Consider the following 25,758-nt stretch of genomic DNA (forward strand, 5'->3'; position numbering starts at 1 on the left):
GTACGCATGGTGCGCCGGGCCACGTCGGGCTCCTCTCCGTACGGACGGAGCCGGGCCGACCCTCGATCGTGCCGGCCGGCCGCCTCTCCGCCCGGCTCGTGCGGAGGCCTACTTCTGTGGCGGCGCCGCCGTGGGCCGTTGTGGCCGGACGCTGAGGACCGCGTCGACGAGCTGGTCGGCGTACTCGCGGGTGACGGGTTCCCCGGAGACCAGAAGTCGGTACCACGGCGGCGAGATGAGGAGTTCCTCGAGCAGAGTCGGGTCCATGGCGGGGAGTTCACCGGCGTCCTGGGCGGCGATGATCCGCTGCCGGTTGCCGGCTTGGAGCGGCCGCTGGACCTTCTCCCGGAGCACGGTGGCGAGTTCGGTGTCGGTCTGGGCGGCGCCCAGCAGTCCGACCAGGAGCTGTCGGGCGTGCGGGTCGGTGAACAGGTCGGCGAAGCCACGGATCCATGTACGCAGGTCACGGACCATGTCCCCGGTGTCGGGGAGTTCGATGGCGGGCTCGACGAGCTTGTCGAGGACCACGTCGAGGAAGACCGCCCCCTTCGAAGGCCACCAGCGGTACAACGTCGGCTTCCCCACGCGGGCCCGGGTGGCGATCGCCTCCATCGTCACGGCGGCATAGCCCTGTTCCCTGCACAGGTCGCTGGCGGCTTGGAGGATCGCGTCGCGAGAGCGCGGCCCCCGGTCGGTTCGTGTGGCGGTCACTTCGCCAGTGTAACGCGAAACGTAACGTTCAGTTTTGACAGCACCCTTCGCGGCCGGTACAGTCCCGGCTTGAAACGTAACGTTACGTTTCAAATGCGGGGGGCGGCTCTGCCATAGCCCCCGGACACCATTCACTCGGGGAGGGCACACATGCGTCGGACAGTCGCGATCGTGGGCGGGGGCTACGGGGGCGCCGCAGTCGCCAAAGCGCTGGAGACGGAGGCCGACATCGTCCTCATCGACCCCCGGGAGGCGTTCGTCAACGCGGCGGCATCACTCAGGGCGCTGACCCGCCCCGACTGGGCGAGCAGCATGTTCTTCCCGTACTCCACGCTCATCGGCCGTGGCAGGGTGATCCGGGATCGCGCGGTCTCGGTGGACCCGCACGGTGTCACCCTGGCCTCGGGCGAACGGGTGGCGGCGGACTACCTGGTCCTGGCCACCGGATCCGGCTACGCCTACCCCGCCAAGCCGGTCTCCGACTCCATCGCCGAGGCCCTGGACGACCTTCGCCGGACGCACAAGGAACTGCGTGGAGCCGGCCGGGTGCTCATCCTCGGCGCCGGCCCGGTCGGCCTGGAACTCGCCGGAGAGATCAAGGACGTCTGGCCCGGCAAACACGTGGTCGTCGTCGATCCGGCCCGGGAACTGCTCCCGGGATTCGAGCCGGACATGGTCGACGACCTGCGCGGCCAGTTCGACGCCCTGGGCGTCGAACTGCGCCTCGGCACTGCACTGCGGACACCGCCGCACACCCGACCCGGCGAGGCCGCCGCGTTCACCGTGGCCACCGGTGAGGGGGAGGACATCACCGCCGACATCTGGTTCCGCGCCCACGGTACGAGCACGAACAGCGACTACCTCGCCGACGGCAGGCTCACGCGCCTCGACCGGCAGGGGCGGGTCCCCGTCACCGAGCTCCTCAACGTCGAGGGCCACTCCCACGTGTACGCGGTCGGCGACCTCACCGACGTCGCGGAGGCCAAGATGGCCGGCTACGCGATGCAGCACGCCGAGGTCGTCGCCAAGAACATCACCGCCCAGCTGAGCGGTGAACGCCCCACGGCCACCTACCGGCCGCTGCCCTTCCCCATGATCCTCCTCCCCCTCGGACCGACCGGCGGCGTCGGACAACTCCCCTCCGCCGACGGTCCGTTCACCGTCCCCCGGTCGACGGTCTCCGAGTACAAGGGCGCGGACCTGTTCACCGGCCGGTTCGTCGAGCAGTTCGGCCCCACCGCCTGAAAGGCTGACACACACATGGAATACACCCGCCTCGGCCGCAGCGGTCTCACGGTGTCCCGGCTGGTCCTGGGAACCATGAACTTCGGGCCGCAGACGCCGGAATCCGACAGTCACGCGATCATGGACCGGGCCCACGAGCACGGCATCAACTTCTTCGACACCGCGAACGTGTACGGCGTCACGCCGGGGGACGGCGTGACCGAAGAGATCATCGGAAGGTGGTTCGCCACCGGCGGCGGGCGACGCGACAAGACCGTGCTGGCCACCAAGGCGTACCTGCCGACGGGCGACGGTCCCAACGAGTCGTTCCTGTCCGCACTGCACATCCGGCGCGCGTGCGAAGCCTCGCTGCGGCGGCTCGGGACCGAGTTCATCGACCTCTACCAGATGCACCACATCGACCGGAACACTCCGTGGGAGGAGATCTGGGAGGCGTTCAGCGTGCTGCGCCAGCAGGGCAAAGTGCTGTACTTCGGCTCGTCCAATTTCGCCGGCTGGCACATCGCTCAGGCGCAGGAGGCCGCGCGGTCCCGCCACTTCCTCGGACTGGTGAGCGAACAGTCGCGGTACAACCTGATGACGCGCTGGGCCGAACTCGAGGTGCTGCCCGCGGCCCGTGCCTACGGCCTCGGCGTGATCCCATGGGGGCCACTGAACGGCGGCGTGCTCGGCGGCGTCCTCGCCAAGCGGAACCAGGGCGGCTCCCCGCGTGGCGGCTCGGGGCGCGCCGCCGAAACGCTGGGCCGGCACCGGGAGACCATCGAGGCGTACGAGAAACTCTGCGCCGGGATCGGGGAGCACCCGGCCCATGTCGGACTGGCCTGGCTGCTGGCGCAGGACGGTGTGACGGGCCCGGTCATCGGCCCGCGCACCACCGGACATCTCGACGGCTCGTTGCGCTCCCTCCGGTTGACGCTGGACGACGGCATCCTGGCCGAGCTGGACCGCCTGTTCCCGCCTCCGGCACCGAACGGAGCCAAGCCCGCCCCCGAGGCATACGCCTGGTGACCACGCCGCACGGCGCCGACGGATGAGGGACGCGCCGACGGGCTTCGCGGGTCGCGGCGAGTCGCGGCGAGTCGCGGCGAGTCGCGCCCACGTTCCCCAGGTTCTTCGCGTTGTATCCCACAGCACTCGCCTCTCCCGCGCTCATGCGGATGACCCGGGTCCCGCCCCGAGCATGAGAAGCAGCGCCTGCGAGACGAGCGCTGCCGCATCGGCAGTACGGCAGGGGCGACCACCACAACCGACACGACGAGGAGCAGTCACGTGGGCTACGTCCGCCGGGACGAGTGGGACCGGCACTACGCGCGGGACCGGGGCTTCCGCAAGGTCGGCCCGGACGAGAAGGCCCTGCTGGCCGAGCACGTTCCCGCCCCGGCCGACGGGCGGGCGCTGGACGTGGGGTGCGGTACCGGTGAACTCGCCGCCTGCCTCGCCGGACTCGGCTACCTTGTCGATGCCGTCGACTTCGCCGACAGTGCTCTCGTCCGCGCCCGAGCCGAGTGGGCGGATGCGAAGGACGTGCGCTGGCTGTGCCTGGACATCGCCCGCGACGACCCGGCCGAGCTGCGCGACGACGGATACGACCTGATCACCCTGCGCCTGGTCTACCCCTTCCTCGGTGACCGGCACCGGGTCCTGCACGCGCTCGCACGTCGACTGCGTCCGGGCGGCGCGATCGTGGTGATCACTCCCCTGGCCGCCACCACACCTGCCGAACGGCGCGGGATCGCCCTGGACGAGGACGAGATCGGACTGCTGGCCCAGGGGTGGCGGACCATGGAGCGGTTCGACACCGAGGGCCTGGCGGTCCTCGTCCTGCGTGATGCGCTGCGGGCGTTCACCGCGCACCGCACAGCATGAGGAGATCGTTCAGCTCCGCGGGTCCGCCGCCGGAGCAAGCCGGGTGAGCCTCCTCCCCGCACCGCGGACCACAGTGATCGCGACGTGCAGTCGACGCACGATCTCCGCTCGGTCAGGCGGCCGGCTCCGGCAGGTGACCGAGGTGCTTGACGACGCGTTCACGCAGAAGGAGGTACTCCTCCCCGCGACGGGGCAGGGGCCCCGTAGGGCGTTGGACCACGCGAGCTGCACTGACAGTCTGACCATGCTGGAACTGCTCGTGCGTCAGATCGAGTTCGACGCCCCTGGGCAGCCGATTCCACCAATGAAAGCCGCGCTGGTCCCCGTTGAGGTGGACCTCGCCAACCATGAGAACGCCGCCGAAGATGTCATTGACGATCAAGGCCGTGATGTCGCAGTGGCCCCAAGCCGGGTTGCTGGGCTGCCAGTCGGCCTGGTCGTCGGGCGAGCATGTGTCAGCAGCCCAACTGGCGCGCAGAGCTTTGTCGAGGACGAGCAGGTTCCAAGGGATCATGCCGGAAGCATCGCAGCCACCTCTGACAATGCGATCTCACGAGCACCGCAGGCCAGTGATCCGTGCCACGCACGCTCCCCGCGCCCGGGCGCCGCCCGTCACGCCGAGGATGGGCCGCCTCTCGACCAGCCGCGTGTCTCCCCCTCGTCGATGAGACGTCGTCCGGCCCGCCACAGCGAGGCGGACGCCTCCCCGATCACCGCCTTGCGGGCTCGGACGTCGTCGGCGGTGACGCCCGGGGTCCGCCATGTGCCGCCGCGGGCCATCCAGTTGAGGAGAAGCGGCTGCAGCCGGTCCATCGCCTTGGCGAATCTGGCCTCCGGAGTGCGGCGTTCCTCGAATTCGTCCCACAGAGCCCGCATGCGCCGGCCCTGGTCCGCCGGAAGCAGGCCGAAGAGCTCGTCGGCCGCGGCGACTTCCCGCTCATGCTGGTCGATCCCCGCGGCGGAGTCGTACAGCGGAGTGTCACCGGCGTAGATCTCCACCAGATCGTGCAGCAGGACGAGCTGAATCGTGTGCCCCACGTCGATGGGCTCGTCGGAGTGTTCGGCGAGGATCACGACCATCATCGCCAGATGCCATGAATGCTCCGCGTCGTTCTCACGGCGGTCCGCCGCCGCCAGAGGCGATTGGCGGAGGATCGTCTTGAGCTGGTCCACCTCCACGAGAAAGGTGAGCTGGGCGCGCAGCCTTTCGTCGAGGTCGTCGGGAAAAGGTGTCTTCTCCGCGAGCAGGTTCCGGCGTTCATCGCTCATGCGTTCATCGTGACACGCACCGGACGCCCGCCACCGCTCGGTGGCCACCGCGGTCCCCGCTCCGGCGCAGGGTGCGCCGTGCGTCGCGCTGCCCTGGGCGGGGCGTGCCCGGCAGCGCGACGGCGTCAGGGGTCGCGGTATCCGCACTCCGCCGGTGGCGAAGGTTCACGCCTCGGGGAGCCGGTCGAGGAAGCCGAGGACGGAGGTGATCCGCCCGTCCTCGCTCAGGGTGATCACATCCGACCCGGCGACCGGCGCGGAGCCGTCGGCGGTGGACACCAGCTCCCAGCTGAAGCGGGCGATGTGGTGGTTGCCGTCCGCATCCCCGGTCTGCCTGAACTCGAAGCCGGGGAACTGCTCGTGCGCGGCCTGGACGACCGCGGCGATCTGCTCGTGACCGCGCACGTCGGCCAGCGGGTCGGTGTAGGTGCCGTCCTCGGTCCACGCCGCGGCGACCGCCTTGGCGAGCGCGTCGGGGTCGGTGGCGTTCCACGCCTCGAAGTAGCGGGCGACGGCGGTGGTGTAGATCGACATGGTGGTACTCCGGTTCCTGTTGAAGTGCGTGGGGTTTCACATCACTTGGTCCAGGTCTTCGGGCCGGAGTGCGCCGGCCCGAGGACCCGATGGCTTCACCTTGCCCTGGGCCGCCCGGCGGCGCGATTACCAGCCAGGTAATGAGGATCCCGGCCGGGGAACGCGCGTGCGGAAACCCGGTTGGCCACCTGGCAACGTTCCTAGGTGCGCCACCACGGCCCGGGCCGTGCGCTACGGTGACATCCGGGAGACACGAGATCTGCGCGGCCGGAGGCGATCATGAGCGAGCAGCCGTGGACCATCGAACGCATCTGCGAAACCCTCGGCAATCCCGCCCTCGCCCAGCGCTTCCTCGGCCAGATCAACCGCGCACCGGCCCATGAACTCCTCACCGTTTTCGCGCGGTGGGAGCGCATCGCCAAGGACACCCTTGCCACCGCGCGGCGGGGTCACGGGATGGCAGAGGCCGAGTCCCACGGCGAGGACCCGGCAGCGGACTGGAACGACGCCACCGACCGGGTACTCGCCGAGGCCGACCGCATCCGCTCCCGCGGCGCAGCCTGATCTGCCGACGACCGCCGAGAAGCGGTTGATCTCGAGAACCCTTGACGCACGGTCGCACCCCCCTCCCCGGCCACCCCGCACGTCTAGGGTGCCTCGGTGAGCGTCGCGGACGGTTCCTCGCCGTTCTGAGCCTGACGCGCGCGCTCGGTCACCATGCGGGCGATACCGGACAGGACGGCCGAGTCGAGCTTGTCGTAACCGCCGCCGTAGGTGACCCGGATCACCACAGTCCCGGCACGGACAACCGTCGCCATCGCGTACGTGTATTCCGAGCCGGTGTACTCCTGGCGGGAGAAGGCGACGCTCTTGTCACCGAGTTGCTCCAAGGACATCGACGCGACGCTGTCACCGGAGCCGACGTTGTCGGCGCGCTGCTCGTAGCCCGTGGCCGCAGTGTCGACGGTCTCATACGCCTCGACCTGGATGGACGCCTGGTCGGAGGTGCCGGACACCGCGTACGTGACCTCGCCCTCGCTGAGCAACCCCCCGCAGTCGCCCGAGCAGCTGTCCGAGGTCACTGTCTGAGTCTCCGCCTTCTCCGCCAAGGACCACCCGGCCGGCATGCTGCGCAGATCGGGCAGGATGGCCTTGGCAAGCTGAAGATCTCTGACAGGTGCGTCCTTCCAGCCGCCTTCTCCCCCGGCCGCTTCGTTCCCCGTCCACGGGACGTCCGATCCGTCGCTGTCCGTGGCCCCGGTCTGCCCGCCGGACGCCGTGCCATGAGCCCCGGAACGGCTGTCGCCGCTCAGCGCCTGCACGAGACCATAGACGGCGAACCCGAGGACCAGCGCCACGACCAGCAGGAGCGCCGTCACGGTGATCGGCGCCCGGTCCTTGCGAAGGGTCAGCGGACCGAACGCGATCGTGTTGTTCTTCGCCCGCTCGCCGACGGAGGCCTGGTATATGTCCCGCCCGGCGTACGGCGCCGCCGAAGGCTGCCGCTGTGCCGCCTCGTGCAACCGCTCCAACCTGCCGGCGAACCCCGGGTCCGCGTTGAGCACGGCGGTGACCTGCCTCGCCGCTTCGTCAGGGTCACCGTTCTCCGGATCAAGGGCCGCGCGCCCTTCTGAGGAGGACCCCAGTCGCTCCCTCACCAGACGCGATGCTTCGGCTCCGGCCGCCCCGCCGATGGCACCCGCCGCCCCGTTCGATGCCTGGGTCAGCAATGTCATGACCCAGGCCGTCAATTCGGATGCTTCCATGACGCGAGTATCGCCGTGGCCATGACTGACCGATCGTCTCTTTCCGGCCCTTCGATCCAGCCAACCACCACAGCACCGGAAATCCGGGCGCGCACACTCAGCACGTGCCGTGGGCCGACGGCCGGGCTGGGCACGGCCGCCATGCACGAGTCGTAGATCCGCCGTTCGTGGCCCTTCCGGCGTTCCGCGCTGTCGTCGAGAGTACCTAGACGTCGTTCCAACAGGTCATGGCCGACCAGCCCCAGCGATTGTCCACTTTCGAGAGGATGTGGATCCAGCCGTTGGCGTTGGTGTGCCCGCACGCGTCGTACCGGCCGCCCAGTTTGACGCTGTCGAAATAGCAGTAACGCCAGTCGCGCGCCGCGACTCTCTCCAGGACAGGAGCGGTTGTCTTCGGCTCGGTCCTGACGTTCACGGAGGCGACGGCCACCACCTCACCCGTGGGGCAACCACTGGTGAACGAGGCGGACTTGGCGGGCCGGCTCGCGGCTTCGGCCGTACCCGGAACGGCGAGGCCGATGGCGGCGAGGGCCATCACCGTGGCGACGTGCCTGAATCTCGGAGACTTTCTCACAGGATCCCCCTCCTGCTTCTCGTCGTGCCGCGGACTCTAGCAGCGCGTCGTGAAGCGGAGGCAAGGCGACACCTGGTGAAAATCCCGTGCAGGCTTCCCCGCTTCGCCGTTCGACAGGGATGCGCGGTCCCACTCGGGTGATTTCCCGCGTAGTCAGGACGGTACCGGCGTCGCCCTTCGCTAGCGTCGGGGCACCGGCCACGTCGTGCCGCCCCAGGGTCCGGGCGCGGCCGGCCGTCAGCCCTGAGGAGCTTGTATGCACTACTACGACCTCGGCAGCCACGGCCGGCGTGTGACGACGTCGTCCCCCGAGGCGCAGACGTGGTTCGACCGCGGGCTGGTCTGGACGTACGCCTTCAACCACGAGGAGGCCGTCCGCTGCTTCGAGGCCGCCGCCGCGGCGGATCCCGGCTGTGCCATGGCCGACTGGGGCCAGGCCTATGCGCTCGGTCCCAACTACAACAAGCCGTGGGAGGCCTTCGACGAACAGGAGCTGGGACGGGCGGTGGAGCGTGCGCATGCCGCCGTGCGGCGGGCACACGCGAAGGCGGCCGGGGCCACTCCCGTCGAACAGGCGCTCATCGGTGCCCTGGCCGCCCGCTATCCGCGCGCCGGGACCCCGGACGCCGAGGACTGTGGCGTGTGGAACGCCGCCTACGCCGACAGCATGCGGGCCGTCCACCGGCTGGCGGCCGACGACCTCGATGTCGCCACCCTGTACGCCGACGCGCTGATGAACCTCACGCCCTGGCAGCTGTGGGACATCACCACGGGCCGGCCGGCCGCGGGCGCGCGCACCTCCGAGGCCAAGTCGGTACTGGAACGGGCGATGGCCACGGAGGAGGGCGCACGGCATCCGGGCCTGCTCCACATGTACGTCCACCTGATGGAGATGTCCCCGACTCCCGAGGCCGCCCTGCCCATCGGTGACCGGCTGCGCGGTCTGGTGCCGGACGCGGGCCACCTCCAGCACATGCCCTCGCACCTCGAAGTGCTCTGCGGTGACTATCGTCGCGTGATCTCCGACAACACGGACGCGATCGCCGCCGACGAGAAGTTCCACGCCAGGGCCGGGGCGATGAACTTCTACACCCTCTACCGCTGCCACAACTACCACTTCAAGATCTACGGTGCGATGTTCCTCGGCCGCTACCAGGTCGCGATCGAAACGGCGGACCGGCTGGAAGCCGCCGTACCCGAGGAGCTGCTGCGCGTGGAGAGCCCGCCCATGGCGGACTGGCTGGAGGGCTTCCTCGCGATGCGGGTCCACGTGCTCATCCGCTTCGGCCGCTGGCACGACATCCTGAACCTGCCGCTGCCCGCCGACGCACAGCTGTACTGCGTCACCACGGCCATGCTGCGCTACGCGCGCGGCGTCGCCCTCTCGGCCACCGGGCGGATCGACGAGGCGGAGAGGGAACGAGAACTCTTCCGCGAGGCGGTCGGCCGGGTGCCGGTGACGCGGACGCTGTTCAACAACACCTGCGCGGACATCCTGGCGATCGCGGCGCGGATGCTGGACGGAGAGCTGGACTACCGCAAGGGCGAGTACGACGCGGCGTTCGCGGCACTGCGCCGGTCGATCGAGCTGGACGACGGCCTTCCGTACGACGAGCCGTGGGGGTGGATGCAGCCCACCCGGCACGCGTACGGCGCGCTGCTCCTGGAACAGGGCCTGGTGGCGGAGGCCGAGGCCGTCTACCGGGCCGACCTCGGCCTCGACGACACACTGCCACGCCCCCAGCAGCACCCGGGCAACGTGTGGGCCCTGCACGGCTTCCACGAGTGCCTCGTACGGCTCGGCAAGGAGGAAGAGGCCCACATCGTGGCGCAGCAGCTGAAGATCGCCGTCGCGATGGCGGACGTACCCGTCGAAGCGTCGTGTTTCTGCCGTCTGGACAGCGCCGGCCGCGCCGATTCCCACGGCTGCTGTACCGAGGACGACTGAGGGTCCGGGGCCCGGAGTCGCCCTGTCGCCCTTGCTGCCGAGCACAATCATCGAAGGTGGAACCGAACCATGGCAGGAGAAGCGAGCGAGGTCGTGCTGAGCAAGCAGGACCTCCGTGAGGTCACCGCATTCGCCGCGGCATGCGCGGAGGTGGTGCTGGAGATCTTCGAGGCCGATCAGCCGGACGATTCCCGGCCCCGCGAAGCCATCGGTGCGGCGCGGGAGTTCGCTCAGGGTGGTGAGCGCGGGAAATCCCTGCGGGATACGGCGTCGGCGGCCCTCAAGGCAGCCAGGAGCGCGGACACTGCGGCTGCGCGCGAGGCGGCGTGGGCAGCGATGTCCGCGGCAGGCGCCGCCTACCTGCATCCGCTGGCCCAGGCCACCCAGGTCAAGCACATCCTCGGAGCCGGCGCCTACGCGGCCAGAGCGGCCGAACTCGTCGCCGACGACGATCGGAGCGTGGGTGCCGCACACCTCAGGCGGACGCTGGGTCGTGCCACACCGGCCGTGGTCGACGTGCTCAGACGTTTCCCGACCGCGCCGGGTGGCGGCGGACGGGTCGGAGAGCTGATCCGCCTGCTGGACGCCGACCTTCGTTCACTCCCCCGCACCGAGTGACCTGCCGTGGGCCCACACCTCCTGCAGGCCGACGCCATCCGGACGGAGATCCTCAAGCACCGCCAGGACGGCCTTGCGCCGTTCACCCCGGGGGCCGAAGCGCTACCACAGGTTCCACGTCAGCACGCGCATCACTGTCGCCCCTTCGTTCCGCCTCGCGGGATCATCCCCGACCGTGCCGGGCGTTGGCCATCCATCGAGGGCAGGGCCGTGCGAGCGGGCGGCGCGGCACATGGCGCGGTGGCCGCCGTCACCTCCGGGGGCGGCGGCCGCGCGGGAGGCCGCAGGTCTTCAGTGGTGCACGTGCGTGGCTTCAGTGGTGCACGTGCGTGCTCGGCGCGGGCGCGGACCTCAGGGTGCGCTTGGTCGGTCCGCGCCCTGGGCCGACGGCACCGGCGGGTGCCGACGCCCTCACGTACGCGGGTGGTCAGCGGCTGCCCGTCCAGTTGTGCGCGACGTCGACCACGAGGCGGCCGGGCAGCTGGGTCACCCGGAACGGCAGGCGGGCGCGGACGCCGAGGCCGATCTGTGTCTCCCCTTCGAAACTGCCGGCGTAGCGGGTGTCCTTGAAGGTGCGGTACCCGCTGACGTTCACGCCCGGAAGCGTGCGGCCCACCCGTCCGGGGTACGTGGGTGTGCCGGTCTCCGGGTCGTAGGCGGGCGCGCCGACTCGCACGTCGAGTACGGCTCCGCCGCCCACCGGGATGTAACGGCCGGTGGCGGTCTGGGTGAGCCGGGCGACGTACCTGACGTAGTAACCGACGGATCCGCCGCCGGGAACGTCGAAGACCATGCGGTCGAAGCAGTCGTGCCGACCGGTCCTGACGTTCTCGAGCGGAACGGCTCCCGTCGTGGCGCCGCCCTTGGCCCCACTGCCCCAGCCGGTCGGACAGGCCGTGACCCGGGCCGCGGCCGGCGTTGCGGCGTCCGCGGCGGTCGCCGCCATGACCGACCCGGCGCCCGTCAGGACGAGCGCCGCCATGGTCGCCCCTATTCGTCGCATGATGTCCCCCTTCATAGAGCGTCATGCTGCTATGGGATGAGACACGCGGGTTGCGCGGATGGTTGCACGCCGGTACCGGCCGGCTTCGCATCGGTGCGCCCGTAGCCGCCCCGCCCTGTCGTTGCGGAATCATGAACAATCCTCAGGTTTCCATGGACTCTTCGGCTGGGCGCTCCTAGGGTCGCGGCGGCGCGACGACCGATGTACGCATCCCGAGGAGCCGCATGTCCCGCAGGACACTCAGCCGGGCCCTGGCCTTCGTCCTGGCCCTGGCCGCCGGTACGGCCATTGCCGGGCCTTCCCCCGCGCTGGCCGACCCGATCCCCAAGGCACCCGGCCACCGGCTGGTCGACGCCTACTCCGGCGCCCCGGCCAGCGCACGGCCGCTGCCGGGCGCACAGCCTCCGCAGCACCCGTACCTCGCGCCGAACGGCCGCTCCGGCATGCACGCCGACGGCTGGGGCAGCGCCACCTACCCCTGGTCCGGTCCGCTCGGTGATCACCCCCAGGTCGGCAGCGAGCGGATGGCACCGCTGGGCGGGGAATGCGCCAACGTGACCTTCGACCGGGCCGGGCGGATCGTCACCGTGTGCGGCACGTTCACCGGGTTCCTGGTCAAGCTGCTCGATCCGCAGAGCCTCACCACCCTGGCCGAGTACAAGCTGCCGCAACGTCCGTCCACCGTGGAGGCGATCACCCGGCTGGACTTCTCGCGCATCTTCAAGGACACCTCCGGCGGGGCGTACTCGTACCTCGACGACGAGGACCGTCTGGTGCTCGCGGACTCCCGGCAGCACATCCTCCGCCTCGCCCATGCGCAGCGGCCGGACGGCAGCTGGGAGTTCACCGTCGCCGACGACTGGGATCTGACCGCGCACGTTCCCCACGACTGCGTGACCTGGACCAATCTCCATCCCAGCGGGACGTGTGATCCCGTGACCTCCGTCGTGCCGGACTGGCAGGGCCGGATCTGGTGGGTCACCCGGCAGGGCCGTGTCGGCACCGTCGATCCCGCCACCGGGACCGTCCGCTCCGTGCGGCTTCCCGGTGAGGAGATCCAGAACTCGTTCTCCGTCGCCGCGGACGGCGTGTCGATCGTCTCCGACCACGCGCTGTACGAATTCACGGCGACGGCGGACGGCACCCCCCTCGCGGTGTGGCGGCAGGAGTACGACCGGGGCAGCGGCACCAAGCCCGGGTCGGTCAACCAGGGTTCGGGCACGACCCCGGACATCTTCGGTGAGGGCGGCCGGTACGTCGCGATCACCGACAACGCCGACGACCGCATGCACGTGCTCGTCTACCGGCGCGACGCGGACGTCCCGGCCGGCCGGCGTCTCGTGTGCGAGATCCCCGTCTTCGGGGCGGGCGCGTCCACGACGGACAACTCGCTGATCAGCTGGGGCGACACCCTCGTGGTCGAGAACAACTACGGCTACGAGAACATCACTTCGCTCACCTTCGGGCGGAGCGTCGTCGGCGGGGTCACGCGGATCGACGTCCGCCGGGACGGCAGCGGCTGCGACACCGTGTGGGTGAGCGACGAACGGTCGCCGTCCGTCGTACCCAAGCTGTCCACGGGCAACGGGCTGATCTACCTGTACACGAAGGACCCCAACTCCCTGGGCATCGACGCCTGGTACCTGACCGCCGTGGACTTCCGCACGGGGCGGACCCGGTGGAAGCAGCTCCTGGGCACCGGCATCGGGTACGACAACAACTGGGCACCGATCACCCTGGGACCGGACGGCACCGCCTACATCGGCGTGTTCAACGGCCTGGCCGCGGTCCGGGACGGCGACTGACCCGGCATACGCGTGCGCCCCGCACGACCCCCGGAGCAGTGCCGCTGTCCGGGGTACCGCGGCGGTGGGCGCCGTCAGTCCAGCCGTACGTCCATGAGCTCCAGCCGTCCCCCGGCCAGCGCCACGGTCGCCGAGACCAGCGCGTTCAGACCGACACGTTCGGCGGCCTCGTCCGGCACACACAGCACCTGCAGCATCAGCCCGTCGAAACTGGCGACGAAGAAGCGGGCGACCGTCTCCGCCGGCTGGACGAGCCGATACCCGGTCCGCTCCGCCGCCTCCGTCACCAGCCGGGCCGTCACCTCGATCACTCCGCGGTAGTGGCCCTGGCGAGCCGCCTCCAGGCTCGGCGTGCGCAGAGCGAGCATGGTCAGCTCGATCAGGAGCTGCCGACCGCTGGCCGGCTCACGCACGGCACGCCACAGAGCGCCCGCCAGCGCCGCGATCGTCTCCTCGAAACCGGCGTCCTTCGGCGCCGCTCGCTCCACCTGCGCGATCAGTTCCGCGGTCAGGTGCTCCATGACCTCTCGGTACAGGTCCTCCTTCGTGCCGAAGGTGTAGTGGACCGTGGCCTGCGCGACGCCGAGTTCGGCCGCGATGGCGCGCGTGCTCCCCGCCGTCGCGCGCGTTCCCGCACCGGCCCGTCCGGCAGCCGCCCGCCGTCGACCGGATCGCCGCCCCGCCCCGACCGGAGCACGGGGCACGCGGCCGACGCCGACGCCGACGGGTAGCGGCTACCGCTTGCCTGTCGTTCCTTCGTGCCGGTCGAGTTCGGTCAGCAGCCGGCGCAGTGATGCCCTGGTGGCGCGGATCTCCTCGTCGGAGATGGCCGCGAAGAGGGTGCGATGGATGTCCTCCGCCCGGGCCGTGACGCGGGCGAGCGACTCCTGCCCGCGAGACGTCATCGTCAGCAGGGGTGAGCCGCGGTGATCGGGGTTGGGCGCGAGGGCGGCGAGCTGGAGAGCCACGAGGTCGTTGGCGACCCGCTGGATGTTCTGCCGGCTGACGCCGAGGCGGCGCGCGGCCTGAGGGACGGTGAGAGGCTCCTCGGACACGGCGCTGAGCACCTGCCAGCGGGCCTGGGTGAGCCCCTCCGCGCCGGCCGTCTCCTCGCCCAGGCGGCGCAGGGCCCCAGCGACCTCGAACACATCGGCGATCAGCAGGGCCGCCTCGTCGGACATCGCACACCTCTCCCCTTGACAACACATTGCTAGAGCGACAACATGTTGTCATCCTACTCGACCAGTCACCTCAAGGACAGGCCATGCCCAAGATCGACCTCTACCGGAATGTTCACATGGGACAGCGCGCGCGACTGTTCTCGCTCGCCACCGAGCTCGGCGCCTCGGACATCACCCGGAGCGGCGCCGCCACCGAGCAGGCGGATCGCTGCCTGGCCATGACGCGGGAACTGCGCGAGCACGCCGACCACGAGGACACCTTCATCCACCAGCTCCTCCGGGAGCGGGCACCGGAGGCGGCCGACGCACTGGATGCCGAGCACATACGCCTGGACGCGGCCTTCGCGGCGCTCGACGAACGCGCGCGTGCGTTGCCCGCCACCTCTGCCGAGGCCCTGCCGGAGGCCCAGCACGCGCTCTACCTGGCACTGAACGAAGTGATCAGCGCGTATCTGGCGCACCTCCACCTGGAGGAGACGGTCGCGATGCCGGCACTGTGGCAGTACGCGAGCGAGCAGGAACTGGCCGCCGTGTTCACCGCCTTCCGTGCCTCCCGCACCCAGGAGGAGGCCCTCACCGACCTCCACAGGATGCTGCCCGCCCTGCCGCCCGCGTCCCGCGCCGCGATCGTGCGCGGCGTCGTCGACGCCGTACCCGGCCGGGCGGACGGCACCCTCGCCACCGTCTCCAGCACCCTCGACCCCGACCAGCGCCACCGCCTGTACGAGGACCTGGGCGTACCGGAGGCGTGGGCCTTCCTGGCCTAGGATTTCGTCGGTCTGCGAGCCGCTCATCACAGCCTCAGAGTTCGCCGCGTCGCCACTGGCCGTGTTCGTCGGCGAGGAACCACTTGCCCGTTGCCGTTCGTCCAGGAGTGAGCGAACCGGGCCCAGGAGAGTCGGTCCTTCGCATCGCATGCAAGGGGGCGACGCGTCCAGCCTGAGGTGGATCTCCTCGATGCCGGCCCCCGTATCGTTCACGTGACACCGTGCCATGCGTCGGGTCCGAACGATCCCTTGATGTCGGAGGCGATCGTGGTGGCGTTCACGGTGGCCGGCAGACGGTAGCCGATCGTCTTCTGCAGCAAGATCCACCTCAGTGCGGACGGTCACTGCCGCCCGCTGCCGCTGATCCTCACACCGGGCCAGCGGGCGGACTGCACGCAGTTCATATTCGTGGTAGAGAAGATCCGCGTCCGCGGTCCGGTCCGGGCCGGCCCCGCAAGACACCTGGGAGTCTGGCTGCCGACAAGGCCTACAGCAACGGTCTCTGCCGCGACTACCTGCGCAGACGCGGTATTCGGCACACGATCCCGGAGAAGACCGACAGCCGGGCCGCTCGCCTGCGCAAGGGCTCGCGCGGCGGGCGACCACCGGGCTTCGACGAGGAGCGGTACAAGCAGCGCAACACCGTCGAACGGGCCTTCAACAAGCTCAAGCACTCCAGAGCGGTGGCCACCCGCTACGACAAACGCGGCTACGTTTACCTCGGCACCATCACCGCGGCAGCACTCGCCATCTGGCTCCGCACGTGATCAACCGGACAAGGCCTAGTGCTGAGGTTCGTCCGGGCCGCGCGGGTTGGTGGTCCCGCTCGCGTCCGCCTCCGGGTCGTCTTGCTCGTCCTCGAAGAGCTGCTCACGCCTGGCTTGCCCCCAGGTCACATACTGAAACCACATAAGTGCCACCAGGGCGGCGACGCCTACCACCACGCCTGTGGCGAACCCAGCGACCGCCGAGTGACCAGCGACGATGGTGCCCAGCAGGCCAGCCGCAGAACCGGTCAGGACCGCAGTGACCACGCCGATCATTCCGGCGACCGTCCGGAAGACCTGGGTGTATCCGCCGTGCAAACCATGCATGGCCAGCCGCCGCGAGGGCCGGACGCTGGCCAGGTAACGGGTCAACTCGGGCGCGAAATCAAAGTAGTAAGCACGGAGCCGCGCGATCCGTTGCGCGTACTGAAGATCTTCGATCCCGGATTGGAGAACCCGGTCGAAGGTAACGAAGCCGACAAAGGCAAGCGTCGAGAGCAAGATCAGGCCGAAGGCGTAGAACGCGGTGCTGATTTTGGTCGCTGAGACGACCAGCCCGAGGGCGACCATTCCGGCCGACACCGCACCGATGAAGATCGTTGCCCGGCCGGTTGATTCGGAGCTTGCCTCGGTCCTTGCTCCCTGGAGGGTGAAATGCTCGGTGGTCACGAACGAGACGGCGGCCGACCGCGGATCCGTGTCGCGTGCCTCCGTTCCCGCGTCCTCGTCGCTGCTCGTAGTCCCACCAGCTTCCGTATATGGGTCCGGATGTGACTTTACGACAGGAGCAGCCACAGGGCTGATGTAGACACTCCGTACACGGCCCACCCTGCCGGAGGATGAGACCGGGCACGTCCCCCGCCGCGCAGGTGCCGAGCGTCTCACCCAGGGCGTTCTTCTCCGCCTCAATGGTGCTGAGTCCGTAGATCTACGCTGCCGAATTACTGGGGATTGTTGGCACCGTCGTACAGGTCGATGCCCCGCCGGTGCGTGGTCCGGCCGCTCTACCTGCGTGAGCCGGGACACGATAGTTGGAACCCGCACCGCGTGGTGACCTGGCAGTTCTGACCCAGCGGGACACTGTTGTTGGAACCATCTGGTCACGCTTCTTGCAACCTGCGCTGGATTGCCATTCATGTTGCAGCCAGTTCCGAACATCCCTGGCTGGCGGCGTCCACCGCCGCTCTCCGGGAAGACACGGAACTGAGCGAGCGCCGGATGATTGGCAAGACTCAGGGAGTCACCTGCGGGCTGGTCGCCAGCATGCGGCTCCCTGGCCCATCCCTCGACAGCTGCGGGTCTTTGCCGTCAACGAAGCCGCAGGTTGTTTTCGGCAGGAACGGAGGCCACTCCGCCAACGGCAACGAGAGCCACGATGGGGTGGACCAGTAGATTGGCGGCGTTTGACTTGCCCGCTGTGCCGGCCGGCCGTGCCCGGCGGGCTCTGCCGGATGGGAATGCCGGGCGGGGGCTCCCGCCCTACTCTTGCCATATGTCCGATTTCATCGCCGCCGGCGCCTCAGCCGACGACCTTCCCGCACCGGCCGAGGGTCTGCTGCTGACGCACTTTCTCACGGTCGGTGACGTCCCTCGCTCGCGGGCGTTCTATGCCGATGTGCTGGGCGGGCAGGTGGTGCTCAAGGAGAACCCCTGCATCATCAAGGTCGCCAACAGCTGGATCATCATGAACCCCGGCGGTGGGCCCACGGATGACAAACCCGACGTCATACTGCGCCCACCGGAGGACCGCCACACCGCCTCCAGCTTCCTGAACGTACGGGTGGCGGACATCCACGGCTTCTACGCGGCAGCCCGCGCCAAGGGAGCCGAGTTCCTCACCCCGCCCATCGACCGGCGCGCCGAGCTGCGCTGCTACATGCGCGACCCGGATGGCTACCTCATCGAGGTCGGCCAGTCCACGGGCCTGCTCAAGGGCATCCTGGCGCGCACCGACACCGAAGCCTGACCACTGCACCGCGCTGCGCTGCTGACCGAATTCGTCAGATGCGACGGACCGGGTCCGTGATTCCGCCGGGGCACGCAAGCGCCGCGATGTCCCATCCGGCGCGTCCGGCCCCGGCCTGGTAGGCGCTTTCGTAGAAGGCGAGCACGGCGGCACGTGGATCGGCCTCGGCGCGGGCCGCGTCGTAGCGCAGCACGGCCAGGTGGCTGTCGCCGCGCGCGACCCACTGCGCGGACGCCGGGCTGAGTGGCGCTTCGGCCAGACCGGCGGGCTCGGGGGCGGTGTACGAGTAGAACGCGGGCTCGGCAAAAGTGTCGTCGCCGAACCAGAAGCCGAAGCTGATCACTTCCGAGGAGTACGCCTCCCGGGTGACGGGGTCGGCCTGCCTGGGCTGGTCGACCCGGCGCCCGGAGAACCGGCTGTGGGCGATGTCGAAGGTGTGCCAGAAGTGGTGCACCGGGCTGGCCTTTCCCGAGAAGCCCGCCGCGAACTCCTCCAGCACGGACGCCACCTGGCTCAGCACCCGCCAGTAGCGGTTTGCGGCTACCGGGTCGTAGGTCGCGTGCTCGGTGTCCTCGGCGAACGGCCGGTCGGCGTCGGGTAGATCGAAGGGCCTGGGAATAGCGATGTTCACCCGGACGCCCAGCGCGGCCAGAGCGGCCAGGGTCTGGTCGTAGAAGGACGCGACGGACTGGCCCGAAAGCGGAAAGGACCGCTCTTCGCCGTCCAGCGTCATGACGGCGAGCCGGTGGTCGACGAAGTCGAAGTCGACCGTGAAGATCGGATTTCCGTCGACCTGACCCATCGGACGGGCGGTGATGCCGCGCCCAGTGACATGGAACGGGACGTTCCACCAGTGGTTGCGCCGAGCGCTCGCGGCCAAGCGGATCTTGCCGACAACCTGCGCGAAGCGGTGCAGCGTCTCCTTCGTGTCCCGCCACTCCGGCAGCGGCGCCGGCGGGAACAGCTCCATCGCCTGCCCCTTCCCGCCCGGCGCTCCCGCGGCGGCCGGGCCGTCTCATCATGACCCCGCCGGGGACATCCCGCACGCCGCCGAGGGAGCGGTCCAGCCCAGCCGCCGCACGGGCCGCCGCCCAGGTCCCGCCGTCCTCCGGCCAACGGCGGGAAACTGGCGGGCCACGTCATAGACAGCCACGGGCTCATCCAACCCGACGCCAGTGACACCCAGCTCCCCCGAAGCCAAGGGCCCTGGTTCCACCATGCGTGGCCAGGTTCCACCTATCGCGTCCCGGCTCACTGCGGCTTCCGGAGCAGAGCGATCTTGGTGCCAACTATCCCGCTTTTGTGCCAACTGAAGAGCCTCTTCACATGGCGGGTGGACTGATCGGAAGTCACATGATCGGCCGGACAAGTCCTAGCGGTGTCGATGACCTTCTTCACGTCCGGCTCGTTCTCGTACATCTGCCGGATCTCGCCGGCCTCGCCGTAGCGCGGGTGCTCCGGGTCGAAGATGCCGTCGAGCGGGATCGACTTGCCCATGATGTCCGGCGGCAGCGCCTTCGTGATGCGCTCACCGTGGGAGAAGGGGTAGCCGAGGATCCGGGAGGAGTTCCGGCGGGTTGATGCGTTCTGGATTGAGCAACCGTTCGAACAGGAGGCCGTGCTCCAGGGGGCACAGCTCGGTGATCCTGGTCGCGTACGCGACGATCGAACCGGTGGCCGAACCACGGCCCGGCCCCACCGGGACGCCGTTGTCACGGGCGTACTTGCAGATGTCGGCCACGACCAGGAAGTAGGAGGAGAACCCCATCGGGCCGATGACCGACATCTCGGTCTCGAAACGCTCCAGCACCTCCGCGGGGATCGGGGCGCCGTAGCGCATGGTGAGTCCCTGGTGAACCTCCTTGCGCAGCCAGGACTCCTGCGTCTCCCCCTCCGGCACGTCAGGGAACTGGGGCATCTCGTCGACGTAGTCGAAGACCTCGTCGTACGAGCCGACCCGCTCGGCGATCAGCAGCGTGTTGTCGCACGCCTGTGGCAGCTCCGCGAACAGGGACCGCATCTCCTGCGCGGTCTTCAGGTAGTAGCCGCTGCCCTGGAACCGGAACCGCTTCTCGTCCGCCTTGTTCTTGCCGACGCCGAGGCACAGCAGGTTGTCGTGCGCGTCGGCCTGGTCCTGGTGGACGTAGTGCGCGTCGTTCGTCGCCAGGAGGGGGATGTTCAGCTCCTTGGCCAGCCGCAGCAGCCCGTCCCGGACCTCCCGCCCGATGGACAGCCCGTGGTCCATCAGCTTCAGGAAGTAGTTCTCCTTGCCGAAGACGTCCTGGCAGGCAGCGGCGACCCCGCGCGCCTCGTCGTACTGGTTCAGCCGCAGGCGGGTCTGGATCGCGCCGGACGGGCATCCGGTCGTCGCGATGACGCCCGCGGCGTGCTCGCTGATCAGCTCCATGTCCATGCGGGGTTTGCCTGCCGGGAACTGGCCCGTGTAGCTGGCCTCGGTCGAGAGGTGGAAGAGGTTGCGCAGGCCCTGCGCACCCGTCGCCCACATCGTCATGTGAGTGAAGCGGCCACCTCCGGAGACGTCCTTCGAGCCCTCACCCTCGTCGGACATGGCACGCTGCCCGCCCGGCCCCCAGAACTCCTGCTTCCGGTTGCGGCGCGACGTCGGGGCGACGTACGCCTCGATCCCGATGACCGACTTGACGTTCTCGAAGCCCTTGGCCGCCTGCTGGAACTCGTACGCGCCGAACATGTTGCCGTGGTCACTCATTGCACGGGTGTTGCTGCTGTGGGGGCGCCGTCCCGCCGACCCGAACCGCTGGCACAGCTCCGCCGGCCCGGAGACCCTGCTCAAGGTACGAGCCCTTCTCGGCGGCTACTGAGTGTCCCGGTCGCGGTCCGGCAGGAGCGGGTGGGCGCGTATGTGCGGGGGCGGCGCGAGCGGCGTGCCCCGGGACGCGACGACGGTCAGGTCCAGGCGCCCCGCACTGATCCCGTCCGCTCCGCGTCCGGACGCCACGTCCACGACGGAGACGTCGGCGTCGGATGGCGGTGCCGCAGAGCCGTCAGGGCGGGTGGCAGCAGGTGCAGGGCGGCTGCCTTGAACGTTCCGATCCACAGCCGTAGGGCGAGGTGGCCGAGCAGTGCGGCCAGTTCCGCCTCGGCCTTGCCGGATGCCTCCTCCACGGTTCTGCCGTGGGAGGCGAGCAGCGCACGGGCCGCGGTGAGCGTCGCTCCGCGAGGGCCAAGGACGGCCAGGGGCACCTGCCAGCCGCGCTCGGCCCTGGCCACCTGCTGTGTGACCGCCGCGGGTGTGAGCCGGAGTGCGTGAGCCGCCGCCGTCAGGGAGCCGTGCCGCTCGATCAACGCGAGAAGCCGGAGCCGCCCTGGGTCCACCACCCTTCACGAAGCCTGATGCTGCACCCCTCTCTTCTGACTTCTCTTATGAGCGCGGGAGAGGAAGCCTGGTGCTCCACCGCCCAGTCGGGCCAGAAGTCCACACGGGCGCTTCGCCCGCCGACACGAGAACATGGAAGCCGATGACGTACGCGATCACACCGGACGGAACCCGCATCGCCTACCAGCTCCAGGGCCGGGGGGCGCCGCTGGTGCTGCTGGCGGGGCAGGCCAACAACCACCACTGGTGGGACAGGGTTCGCGCTGACTTCCATCCCGCTCGAAGCACCCTCACGCTCGACTACCGCGGCACCGGCGACAGCGACAAGCCCGACCTCCCCTACAGCACCGAACTGTTCGCCCAGGACGTAGTCGCCGTCCTCGACGAACTGGGCATCGACCGGGCGGACGTCTACGGCACGTCCATGGGCGGACGGGTGGCCCAGCAGCTCGCGGCCCGCCATCCGCACCGGGTGGGCGCCCTGGTTCTCGGCTGCACCTCACCCGGCGGCCCGCACGGCGTCGAACGCGGCAACGACGTCCGCCGAGCCCTGGCGCAGAGTCGGCCCGGAGCCGCGCGACAGGCCCTGCTGGAGCTGATGTACACCCCCCGATGGCTCGCCTCCCATCCCGGCCCGCACCACACGCTCGGCGACCCCGATATGCCTGCCCACGCCCGGCGCCACCACCTCGCGGCCAGCAACCGGCACAACGCCTGGGACCTCCTGCCGGACATCAGCGCACCCACCCTGGTCGTCCATGGAACCGACGACCTGCTCAATCCCACCGCCAACGCACCCCTGCTCGCCGACCGCATCCCCGGCGCCCGACTGCACCTGATCCCCGAGGGCCGGCACGCCTACTTCGAGGAGTTCCGCACCCACGCCGGCCCCCTCGTCCTGGACTTCCTCACCAGCGCGCACACGCGGTAGGAACTCCAGGGCCGGCCTCAGGGTGTGTCACCCGAGTAGTGGAAGCGGCACGCCACACCGGGGCCCGGTGTGCGCGGTTCGCCGAGACGCGGGCCGTACAGGGCGCGGCCACCCGGCCACCGCGACAGCTCGGTGGGCAGGGCGACACCGTCGTCGACCTCCTCCGGGGGCCAGCCCGTGATGTCCAGCAGCAGACCGTCCAGGGGCCCGCCTATGAGCGTGGCGTAGGTCCGGTGCGGCAGCGGGCCGGGATCCGGGTCGTCGTGGTCGCGGCCGTAGACCCGGCCACGCATCAACTGCTCATCACCGTTCATACGGACCAGCCTCCCAGCCACCACCGACAACGCGGTCTCGGCCGGCGCGGCCTCGAGTCCGCCCACGCCGCTCTCCCCCGCCGACACCGAGCCGACCGGACGGCCGTGCGGCCACACTGCTCGACATGTCATTTGACGGAACGAACGCCTACCAGGCCGCCGACTCACTGCCCCCACTGGTCCAGCGGGCCGTCGCGGCGGCGCGCGCGCACGGTTTTCCCTTCTCTTGCAGGCCCGAACAGGGGCGCCTGCTCCAGGTGTTGGCCGCGGGAGCGGCGCGCGGCATCGCCGAGACGGGAACGGGCTGCGGTGTCGGCCTGGCCTGGCTGGCCTCGGGCGCGTCTCCACGCACCCGGGTGCTCAGCGTCGAGCGCGATGCGGAACGGGCCCGTATCGCCGCGGACGTCTTCCGGGGCTGCGGCCATGTCGAGGTCCTGCACGGCGACTGGCGGCGCATCGAGGAGTACGGCCCCTACGACCTGCTCGTGCTCGATGGCGGAGGGCAGGGCAAGGGTGATGGCGCCGCGGACCCCGCTCGGCTGCTCACCGCGGGCGGCACGGTCGTGATCGACGACTTCACGCCGGCCACGACATGGCCCCCTCTGTTCAACGGCGCACCCGACCGACCCCGTATGCACTGGCTCGAACACCCCGAGCTCCGGGCTACCGAACTCCGCCTCGCCGCGGACCTCAGTGTGATCGTCGGCACCCGCCTGCCGAGCGGCTGAGGCCACCGCACCCGCGAGGGGCAGCGAACGACGGCGTGCCTGCGCGGACCGTACGGATACGGTGCCGTCGGGGCGAGCGGTCGGGCCCGTCACCACGGGGGAAAGCGACGGGCCCGGCCAGTCACCACAGTCCCACATCTGCCCAGACGCGCGCATTCGATCGCCGAAGTTGGCGCGGATGAACCACACGCCACACGGGCACGGCGTAAGGACCACGGACGGTGCCACGGTCACGGCGCGGAGCGTACACACCGACTGGCCGATAGTGCTTCGTCCCGACGCCCCGAGAGCAGCAGACCCTCCCGACCGGTTCTCCCACGCGGCCCGGCATGAGCGGGGTGACCGGCCGGCCCGACCGTGCCGCCGGGTGAATCGGCCATGGCGGGAATCCGGTCTGGCCTCTCACTGCACGGGGTGATCGAATCGGACCATTGCACTGGGCGGTGGCGAGGGGAATCATGACGGCGGCGACGTACGAGGACATGTACCGGCGGACGGCCGCGGCGATCGAAGCGGAGCGGGATGCCGCGCTCGACCTGCTGGGTCCGTCGGCCCCCGAGGTCCGGGCGGTGGTCGCCGAGCTATTGAAGCACCGTAGCTTCAAGTACCCGTTGTCGGTGCTGCCGATGATCGTCCATGCCGTCGAGACGGGAGCCGTGGAACCTGCGCTCCCCCTGGCCGTCGTCCATGAGCTGTGGTGGACGTCGGCCTGCTGCCTGGACGATCTCGCGGACTCCCACGGCACCTACCGGTCAGGCGACCTGGACGAGAGCACCGCACTGCTCGCCACCGTCATCGCGGGCACCCCTCTTCCCCTTCTCGTCGTCCAGTCCGAGCGCATTCCGGAGCCGGTCCGCGGCACGCTGTCCGCCGAGATAGTGCGGTGCTGGACCCTTGCGACCGAGGGGCAGCTGAGGGACCTTCGGGGACGGGCCGCGACAGCCACTCGCGCGTCGGTGGTCACGGCGTACCTGGGCAAGTCCGGCGCCCCGTTCAGCATGATCACCGCGATGGCCGCCGAGCTGGCGGGCGCTCGGCAGCCGCGCGTGGAGTTGTGGCGCGAGTTCGGAAACGTCTTCGGAGTGCTGTGGCAGCTCTTCAACGACCAGGAGGACATCCTGTCCGGCCGTGACGAGGATCTGCGGAACGGCACGGTGACCTACTTGCTCGCCTGTGCCCTGGAGGAGGCTGCGCCTGACTCGACGGAGCGTGTTCTGGCGCTGCACGCCGGCGCGAGGCACTCCGCGCGCTTCCGTGCGGACCTCACCGAGCTGCTGCTCGCGCCCGCGGTGCTGGGCTCCTTCGAGAAGGCGATCGACGAGTTCCGTGACCGCGCCCATCGCATCCTCGACGAACTCGGCGGTCACGCCGCGTACGTGCCGGTGCTGCGGGACCTCGTCGACCGGGCGTCCCCCGTGCTCCTCCGACAGCGCGCCTGAGCTCCGGCCGCGTGCTCTCCCTCTGGGTCAGCGGCTCGCCCGCTGTGACGCCACGATGGCGTTCATGGTCTTCTCCGCGCCGGCGCGCCGCTGGACCCGTTCGGCGAAGCCGGGGAACTGGGAGGCGATCTTGGTGAGGAAGCGCAGTTCGAGGGGGGCGACGTTGATCTCGGCGATGTCGCGTTCGATCGCCCTCGTGACGCCCTTGACGACCTGTTGCGGTGCGACGGTACGGACTCCCCCGGGCGTGGGCGAACCGGTGTTGGCGAACATGCCGAGGTCGCGCACGAAACCGGGCTGGACGATGGAGACGCCGACACCGGTGCCGTGCAGATCCTGGCGGAAGGCGAGGGAGAGGCCGCGGAGCCCGAACTTCGTCGCGTTGTAGAGGGATGACGACTTGGTGGCGGCCATGCCCGACAGGGATCCCACGAAACAGATGTGGCCGCGGCCGCGGGTCACCATGTCGGGTGCGAGCAGCCGCGCGAGCATCGCGGGCGCGCGCAGGTTCACCGCGAGCGCCCGGTCGATCTGCGCCGGCGTGTAGTCGAGCAGGTCGCCGCTGGAGGGCAGGGCCGCGTTGGCGATGACGATGTCGGTACCGGCGGCCTCTTCGGCGAGGCGCCTGACGTCCTCGTCGTCCGCGAGATCGGCGAGGATCGTCCGCGCACCGTATCGGTCGGCGAGGGGTGCCAGCGCCTCGCGCCGCCGGCCGGTGAGGATCAGATGCGCGCCCTGTGCCGCCATTCCCGCGGCGATCGCGCCGCCGATGCCGCCCGTGACTCCGGTGAGCAGAACAGTTGTCCCTGCGATCTGCACGACTACCCTCCGATGCTGTTCGTTCGAACGAACAATAGGGACGGCGGGGACTCCTGTCCACCGGCACCCGTCAGGTCCAGCAGCCGGCCCGAGGGTTTGACCGGGCGTCAACCTGTCGGCCGCCATGGGGCCCGGACGCGGTCCGGGGTGGC

General features: G+C 69.9%; 26 protein-coding genes and 2 pseudogenes. 12 read left to right on the forward strand and 16 right to left on the reverse strand.

The genetic code is table 11. From position 1 onward, the window contains the following. Positions 1-108: 108 nt before the first annotated feature. On the reverse strand, positions 109-711 hold the full coding sequence (locus tag FHS34_RS11055) for a TetR/AcrR family transcriptional regulator (RefSeq protein WP_184963713.1): 603 nt from the start codon (positions 709-711) through the stop codon (positions 109-111). A gap of 150 nt (positions 712-861) precedes the next feature. On the opposite strand from FHS34_RS11055, the gene FHS34_RS11060 reads away from it, so the two are divergent. From FHS34_RS11060 to FHS34_RS11070, 3 genes are all read left to right on the forward strand, one after another. Then, positions 862-1,956, forward strand: a complete 1,095-nt coding sequence (locus tag FHS34_RS11060) for an NAD(P)/FAD-dependent oxidoreductase (RefSeq protein ID WP_184963715.1) — start codon at positions 862-864, stop codon at positions 1,954-1,956. A gap of 15 nt (positions 1,957-1,971) precedes the next feature. Further along, positions 1,972-2,964 (forward strand): aldo/keto reductase, encoded by a 993-nt coding sequence (locus tag FHS34_RS11065; protein WP_184963717.1) that lies wholly within the window; start codon positions 1,972-1,974, stop codon positions 2,962-2,964. 261 nt (positions 2,965-3,225) lie between these two features. Then, positions 3,226-3,822 carry a class I SAM-dependent methyltransferase gene (locus FHS34_RS11070; RefSeq protein ID WP_184963719.1) on the forward strand — a complete coding sequence of 199 codons (597 nt, stop codon included), beginning with the start codon at positions 3,226-3,228 and terminating at the stop codon, positions 3,820-3,822. Positions 3,823-3,934: 112 nt separating this feature from the next. On the opposite strand, the gene FHS34_RS11075 is transcribed toward FHS34_RS11070, so the two are convergent. From FHS34_RS11075 to FHS34_RS11085, 3 genes are all read right to left on the reverse strand, one after another. Then, positions 3,935-4,336, reverse strand: a complete 402-nt coding sequence (locus FHS34_RS11075) for a YunG family protein (RefSeq protein ID WP_184963721.1) — start codon at positions 4,334-4,336, stop codon at positions 3,935-3,937. A 98-nt stretch (positions 4,337-4,434) separates the two neighbouring features. Beyond that, positions 4,435-5,091 (reverse strand): HD domain-containing protein, encoded by a 657-nt coding sequence (locus tag FHS34_RS11080; RefSeq protein ID WP_184963723.1) that lies wholly within the window; start codon positions 5,089-5,091, stop codon positions 4,435-4,437. A 165-nt stretch (positions 5,092-5,256) separates the two neighbouring features. Continuing rightward, the gene (locus FHS34_RS11085) at positions 5,257-5,625 is read right to left on the reverse strand and encodes a nuclear transport factor 2 family protein (protein WP_184963725.1); all 369 of its coding nucleotides are present in this window, start codon (positions 5,623-5,625) and stop codon (positions 5,257-5,259) included. A 279-nt stretch (positions 5,626-5,904) separates the two neighbouring features. Between FHS34_RS11085 and FHS34_RS11090 the strand changes: the two genes are divergently transcribed. Beyond that, a complete protein-coding gene (locus tag FHS34_RS11090; protein WP_184963727.1) occupies positions 5,905-6,189 on the forward strand; it encodes a hypothetical protein in 285 nt (94 codons plus the stop codon). An 83-nt stretch (positions 6,190-6,272) separates the two neighbouring features. On the opposite strand, the gene FHS34_RS11095 is transcribed toward FHS34_RS11090, so the two are convergent. Then, complete coding sequence (locus tag FHS34_RS11095; protein WP_184963729.1) at positions 6,273-7,391, reverse strand: hypothetical protein; 1,119 nt, start codon at positions 7,389-7,391, stop codon at positions 6,273-6,275. 205 nt (positions 7,392-7,596) lie between these two features. Continuing rightward, positions 7,597-7,965, reverse strand: coding sequence for a hypothetical protein (locus FHS34_RS11100; RefSeq protein ID WP_184963731.1), 369 nt, complete (start codon positions 7,963-7,965; stop codon positions 7,597-7,599). Positions 7,966-8,221: 256 nt separating this feature from the next. Here FHS34_RS11100 and FHS34_RS11105 point away from each other — a divergent pair, with 256 nt between their 5' ends. Beyond that, positions 8,222-9,913, forward strand: coding sequence for a tetratricopeptide repeat protein (locus tag FHS34_RS11105; RefSeq protein WP_184963733.1), 1,692 nt, complete (start codon positions 8,222-8,224; stop codon positions 9,911-9,913). A gap of 69 nt (positions 9,914-9,982) precedes the next feature. Continuing rightward, positions 9,983-10,531 (forward strand): putative immunity protein, encoded by a 549-nt coding sequence (locus FHS34_RS11110; protein WP_184963735.1) that lies wholly within the window; start codon positions 9,983-9,985, stop codon positions 10,529-10,531. A 3-nt stretch (positions 10,532-10,534) separates the two neighbouring features. Here the strand turns inward: FHS34_RS11110 and FHS34_RS42485 are convergent. After that, positions 10,535-10,663 (reverse strand): annotated as a pseudogene (locus FHS34_RS42485) (endonuclease/exonuclease/phosphatase family protein); the annotation flags it as partial. Between the two features lie 295 nt (positions 10,664-10,958). Beyond that, positions 10,959-11,534, reverse strand: a complete 576-nt coding sequence (locus FHS34_RS11115; protein WP_184963737.1) for an AMIN-like domain-containing (lipo)protein — start codon at positions 11,532-11,534, stop codon at positions 10,959-10,961. A gap of 224 nt (positions 11,535-11,758) precedes the next feature. On the opposite strand from FHS34_RS11115, the gene FHS34_RS11120 reads away from it, so the two are divergent. After that, on the forward strand, positions 11,759-13,339 hold the full coding sequence (locus tag FHS34_RS11120) for a hypothetical protein (RefSeq protein ID WP_184963739.1): 1,581 nt from the start codon (positions 11,759-11,761) through the stop codon (positions 13,337-13,339). Positions 13,340-13,413: 74 nt separating this feature from the next. On the opposite strand, the gene FHS34_RS11125 is transcribed toward FHS34_RS11120, so the two are convergent. Both FHS34_RS11125 and FHS34_RS11130 read right to left on the reverse strand, forming a co-directional pair. Further along, positions 13,414-14,043: a TetR/AcrR family transcriptional regulator gene (locus FHS34_RS11125; protein WP_184963741.1), complete on the reverse strand. Its 630-nt coding sequence runs from the start codon at positions 14,041-14,043 to the stop codon at positions 13,414-13,416. A gap of 30 nt (positions 14,044-14,073) precedes the next feature. Next, positions 14,074-14,520, reverse strand: coding sequence for a MarR family winged helix-turn-helix transcriptional regulator (locus tag FHS34_RS11130; RefSeq protein WP_184963743.1), 447 nt, complete (start codon positions 14,518-14,520; stop codon positions 14,074-14,076). An 83-nt stretch (positions 14,521-14,603) separates the two neighbouring features. On the opposite strand from FHS34_RS11130, the gene FHS34_RS11135 reads away from it, so the two are divergent. Continuing rightward, positions 14,604-15,287 (forward strand): hemerythrin domain-containing protein, encoded by a 684-nt coding sequence (locus FHS34_RS11135; RefSeq protein ID WP_184963745.1) that lies wholly within the window; start codon positions 14,604-14,606, stop codon positions 15,285-15,287. Between the two features lie 782 nt (positions 15,288-16,069). Here the strand turns inward: FHS34_RS11135 and FHS34_RS11145 are convergent. Continuing rightward, positions 16,070-16,723 carry a hypothetical protein gene (locus tag FHS34_RS11145; RefSeq protein WP_184963749.1) on the reverse strand — a complete coding sequence of 218 codons (654 nt, stop codon included), beginning with the start codon at positions 16,721-16,723 and terminating at the stop codon, positions 16,070-16,072. 823 nt (positions 16,724-17,546) lie between these two features. Between FHS34_RS11145 and FHS34_RS11150 the strand changes: the two genes are divergently transcribed. Further along, positions 17,547-18,020 (forward strand): VOC family protein, encoded by a 474-nt coding sequence (locus tag FHS34_RS11150; RefSeq protein ID WP_184963751.1) that lies wholly within the window; start codon positions 17,547-17,549, stop codon positions 18,018-18,020. A 34-nt stretch (positions 18,021-18,054) separates the two neighbouring features. Here the strand turns inward: FHS34_RS11150 and FHS34_RS11155 are convergent, their stop codons facing one another. The 3 genes and pseudogenes from FHS34_RS11155 to FHS34_RS11165 form a co-directional block, all read right to left on the reverse strand. Then, on the reverse strand, positions 18,055-18,990 hold the full coding sequence (locus tag FHS34_RS11155) for a DUF5996 family protein (RefSeq protein ID WP_184963753.1): 936 nt from the start codon (positions 18,988-18,990) through the stop codon (positions 18,055-18,057). A 401-nt stretch (positions 18,991-19,391) separates the two neighbouring features. Beyond that, positions 19,392-20,805, reverse strand: a pseudogene (locus FHS34_RS11160) (PHP domain-containing protein); the annotation flags it as partial. 140 nt (positions 20,806-20,945) lie between these two features. Beyond that, complete coding sequence (locus FHS34_RS11165; RefSeq protein WP_184963754.1) at positions 20,946-21,377, reverse strand: LysR family transcriptional regulator; 432 nt, start codon at positions 21,375-21,377, stop codon at positions 20,946-20,948. Between the two features lie 140 nt (positions 21,378-21,517). Between FHS34_RS11165 and FHS34_RS11170 the strand changes: the two genes are divergently transcribed. After that, complete coding sequence (locus tag FHS34_RS11170) at positions 21,518-22,306, forward strand: alpha/beta fold hydrolase (protein WP_184963756.1); 789 nt, start codon at positions 21,518-21,520, stop codon at positions 22,304-22,306. Positions 22,307-22,323: 17 nt separating this feature from the next. Here FHS34_RS11170 and FHS34_RS11175 read toward each other — a convergent pair whose 3' ends face one another. Continuing rightward, entirely contained in the window at positions 22,324-22,620 is a 297-nt protein-coding gene (locus tag FHS34_RS11175; RefSeq protein ID WP_184964286.1) for a hypothetical protein, read from the reverse strand. A 125-nt stretch (positions 22,621-22,745) separates the two neighbouring features. On the opposite strand from FHS34_RS11175, the gene FHS34_RS11180 reads away from it, so the two are divergent. Both FHS34_RS11180 and FHS34_RS11185 read left to right on the forward strand, forming a co-directional pair. Beyond that, a complete protein-coding gene (locus FHS34_RS11180; RefSeq protein ID WP_184963758.1) occupies positions 22,746-23,348 on the forward strand; it encodes an O-methyltransferase in 603 nt (200 codons plus the stop codon). A 458-nt stretch (positions 23,349-23,806) separates the two neighbouring features. After that, the gene (locus tag FHS34_RS11185) at positions 23,807-24,787 is read left to right on the forward strand and encodes a polyprenyl synthetase family protein (protein WP_184963760.1); all 981 of its coding nucleotides are present in this window, start codon (positions 23,807-23,809) and stop codon (positions 24,785-24,787) included. 27 nt (positions 24,788-24,814) lie between these two features. Here the strand turns inward: FHS34_RS11185 and FHS34_RS11190 are convergent, their stop codons facing one another. Then, positions 24,815-25,606, reverse strand: a complete 792-nt coding sequence (locus FHS34_RS11190; protein ID WP_184963762.1) for an SDR family NAD(P)-dependent oxidoreductase — start codon at positions 25,604-25,606, stop codon at positions 24,815-24,817. Positions 25,607-25,758: the final 152 nt, after the last annotated feature.

The organism is Streptomyces echinatus (genome assembly GCF_014203595.1).
Lineage (GTDB): Bacteria > Actinomycetota > Actinomycetes > Streptomycetales > Streptomycetaceae > Streptomyces > Streptomyces echinatus.

Coding starts and splice junctions, on each gene's coding strand:
- FHS34_RS11065 (WP_184963717.1), top strand. CDS start 1,972: ATGGAATACACCCGCCTCGGCCGCAGCGGTCTCACGGTGTCCCGGCTG.
- FHS34_RS11150 (WP_184963751.1), top strand. CDS start 17,547: ATGTCCGATTTCATCGCCGCCGGCGCCTCAGCCGACGACCTTCCCGCA.
- FHS34_RS11120 (WP_184963739.1), top strand. CDS start 11,759: ATGTCCCGCAGGACACTCAGCCGGGCCCTGGCCTTCGTCCTGGCCCTG.
- FHS34_RS11090 (WP_184963727.1), top strand. CDS start 5,905: ATGAGCGAGCAGCCGTGGACCATCGAACGCATCTGCGAAACCCTCGGC.
- FHS34_RS11130 (WP_184963743.1), bottom strand. CDS start 14,520: ATGTCCGACGAGGCGGCCCTGCTGATCGCCGATGTGTTCGAGGTCGCT.
- FHS34_RS11115 (WP_184963737.1), bottom strand. CDS start 11,534: ATGCGACGAATAGGGGCGACCATGGCGGCGCTCGTCCTGACGGGCGCC.
- FHS34_RS11170 (WP_184963756.1), top strand. CDS start 21,518: ATGACGTACGCGATCACACCGGACGGAACCCGCATCGCCTACCAGCTC.
- FHS34_RS11155 (WP_184963753.1), bottom strand. CDS start 18,990: ATGGAGCTGTTCCCGCCGGCGCCGCTGCCGGAGTGGCGGGACACGAAG.
- FHS34_RS11060 (WP_184963715.1), top strand. CDS start 862: ATGCGTCGGACAGTCGCGATCGTGGGCGGGGGCTACGGGGGCGCCGCA.
- FHS34_RS11185 (WP_184963760.1), top strand. CDS start 23,807: ATGACGGCGGCGACGTACGAGGACATGTACCGGCGGACGGCCGCGGCG.
- FHS34_RS11105 (WP_184963733.1), top strand. CDS start 8,222: ATGCACTACTACGACCTCGGCAGCCACGGCCGGCGTGTGACGACGTCG.
- FHS34_RS11095 (WP_184963729.1), bottom strand. CDS start 7,391: ATGGAAGCATCCGAATTGACGGCCTGGGTCATGACATTGCTGACCCAG.
- FHS34_RS11135 (WP_184963745.1), top strand. CDS start 14,604: ATGCCCAAGATCGACCTCTACCGGAATGTTCACATGGGACAGCGCGCG.
- FHS34_RS11175 (WP_184964286.1), bottom strand. CDS start 22,620: ATGAACGGTGATGAGCAGTTGATGCGTGGCCGGGTCTACGGCCGCGAC.
- FHS34_RS11085 (WP_184963725.1), bottom strand. CDS start 5,625: ATGTCGATCTACACCACCGCCGTCGCCCGCTACTTCGAGGCGTGGAAC.
- FHS34_RS11110 (WP_184963735.1), top strand. CDS start 9,983: ATGGCAGGAGAAGCGAGCGAGGTCGTGCTGAGCAAGCAGGACCTCCGT.
- FHS34_RS11180 (WP_184963758.1), top strand. CDS start 22,746: ATGTCATTTGACGGAACGAACGCCTACCAGGCCGCCGACTCACTGCCC.
- FHS34_RS11080 (WP_184963723.1), bottom strand. CDS start 5,091: ATGAGCGATGAACGCCGGAACCTGCTCGCGGAGAAGACACCTTTTCCC.
- FHS34_RS11075 (WP_184963721.1), bottom strand. CDS start 4,336: ATGATCCCTTGGAACCTGCTCGTCCTCGACAAAGCTCTGCGCGCCAGT.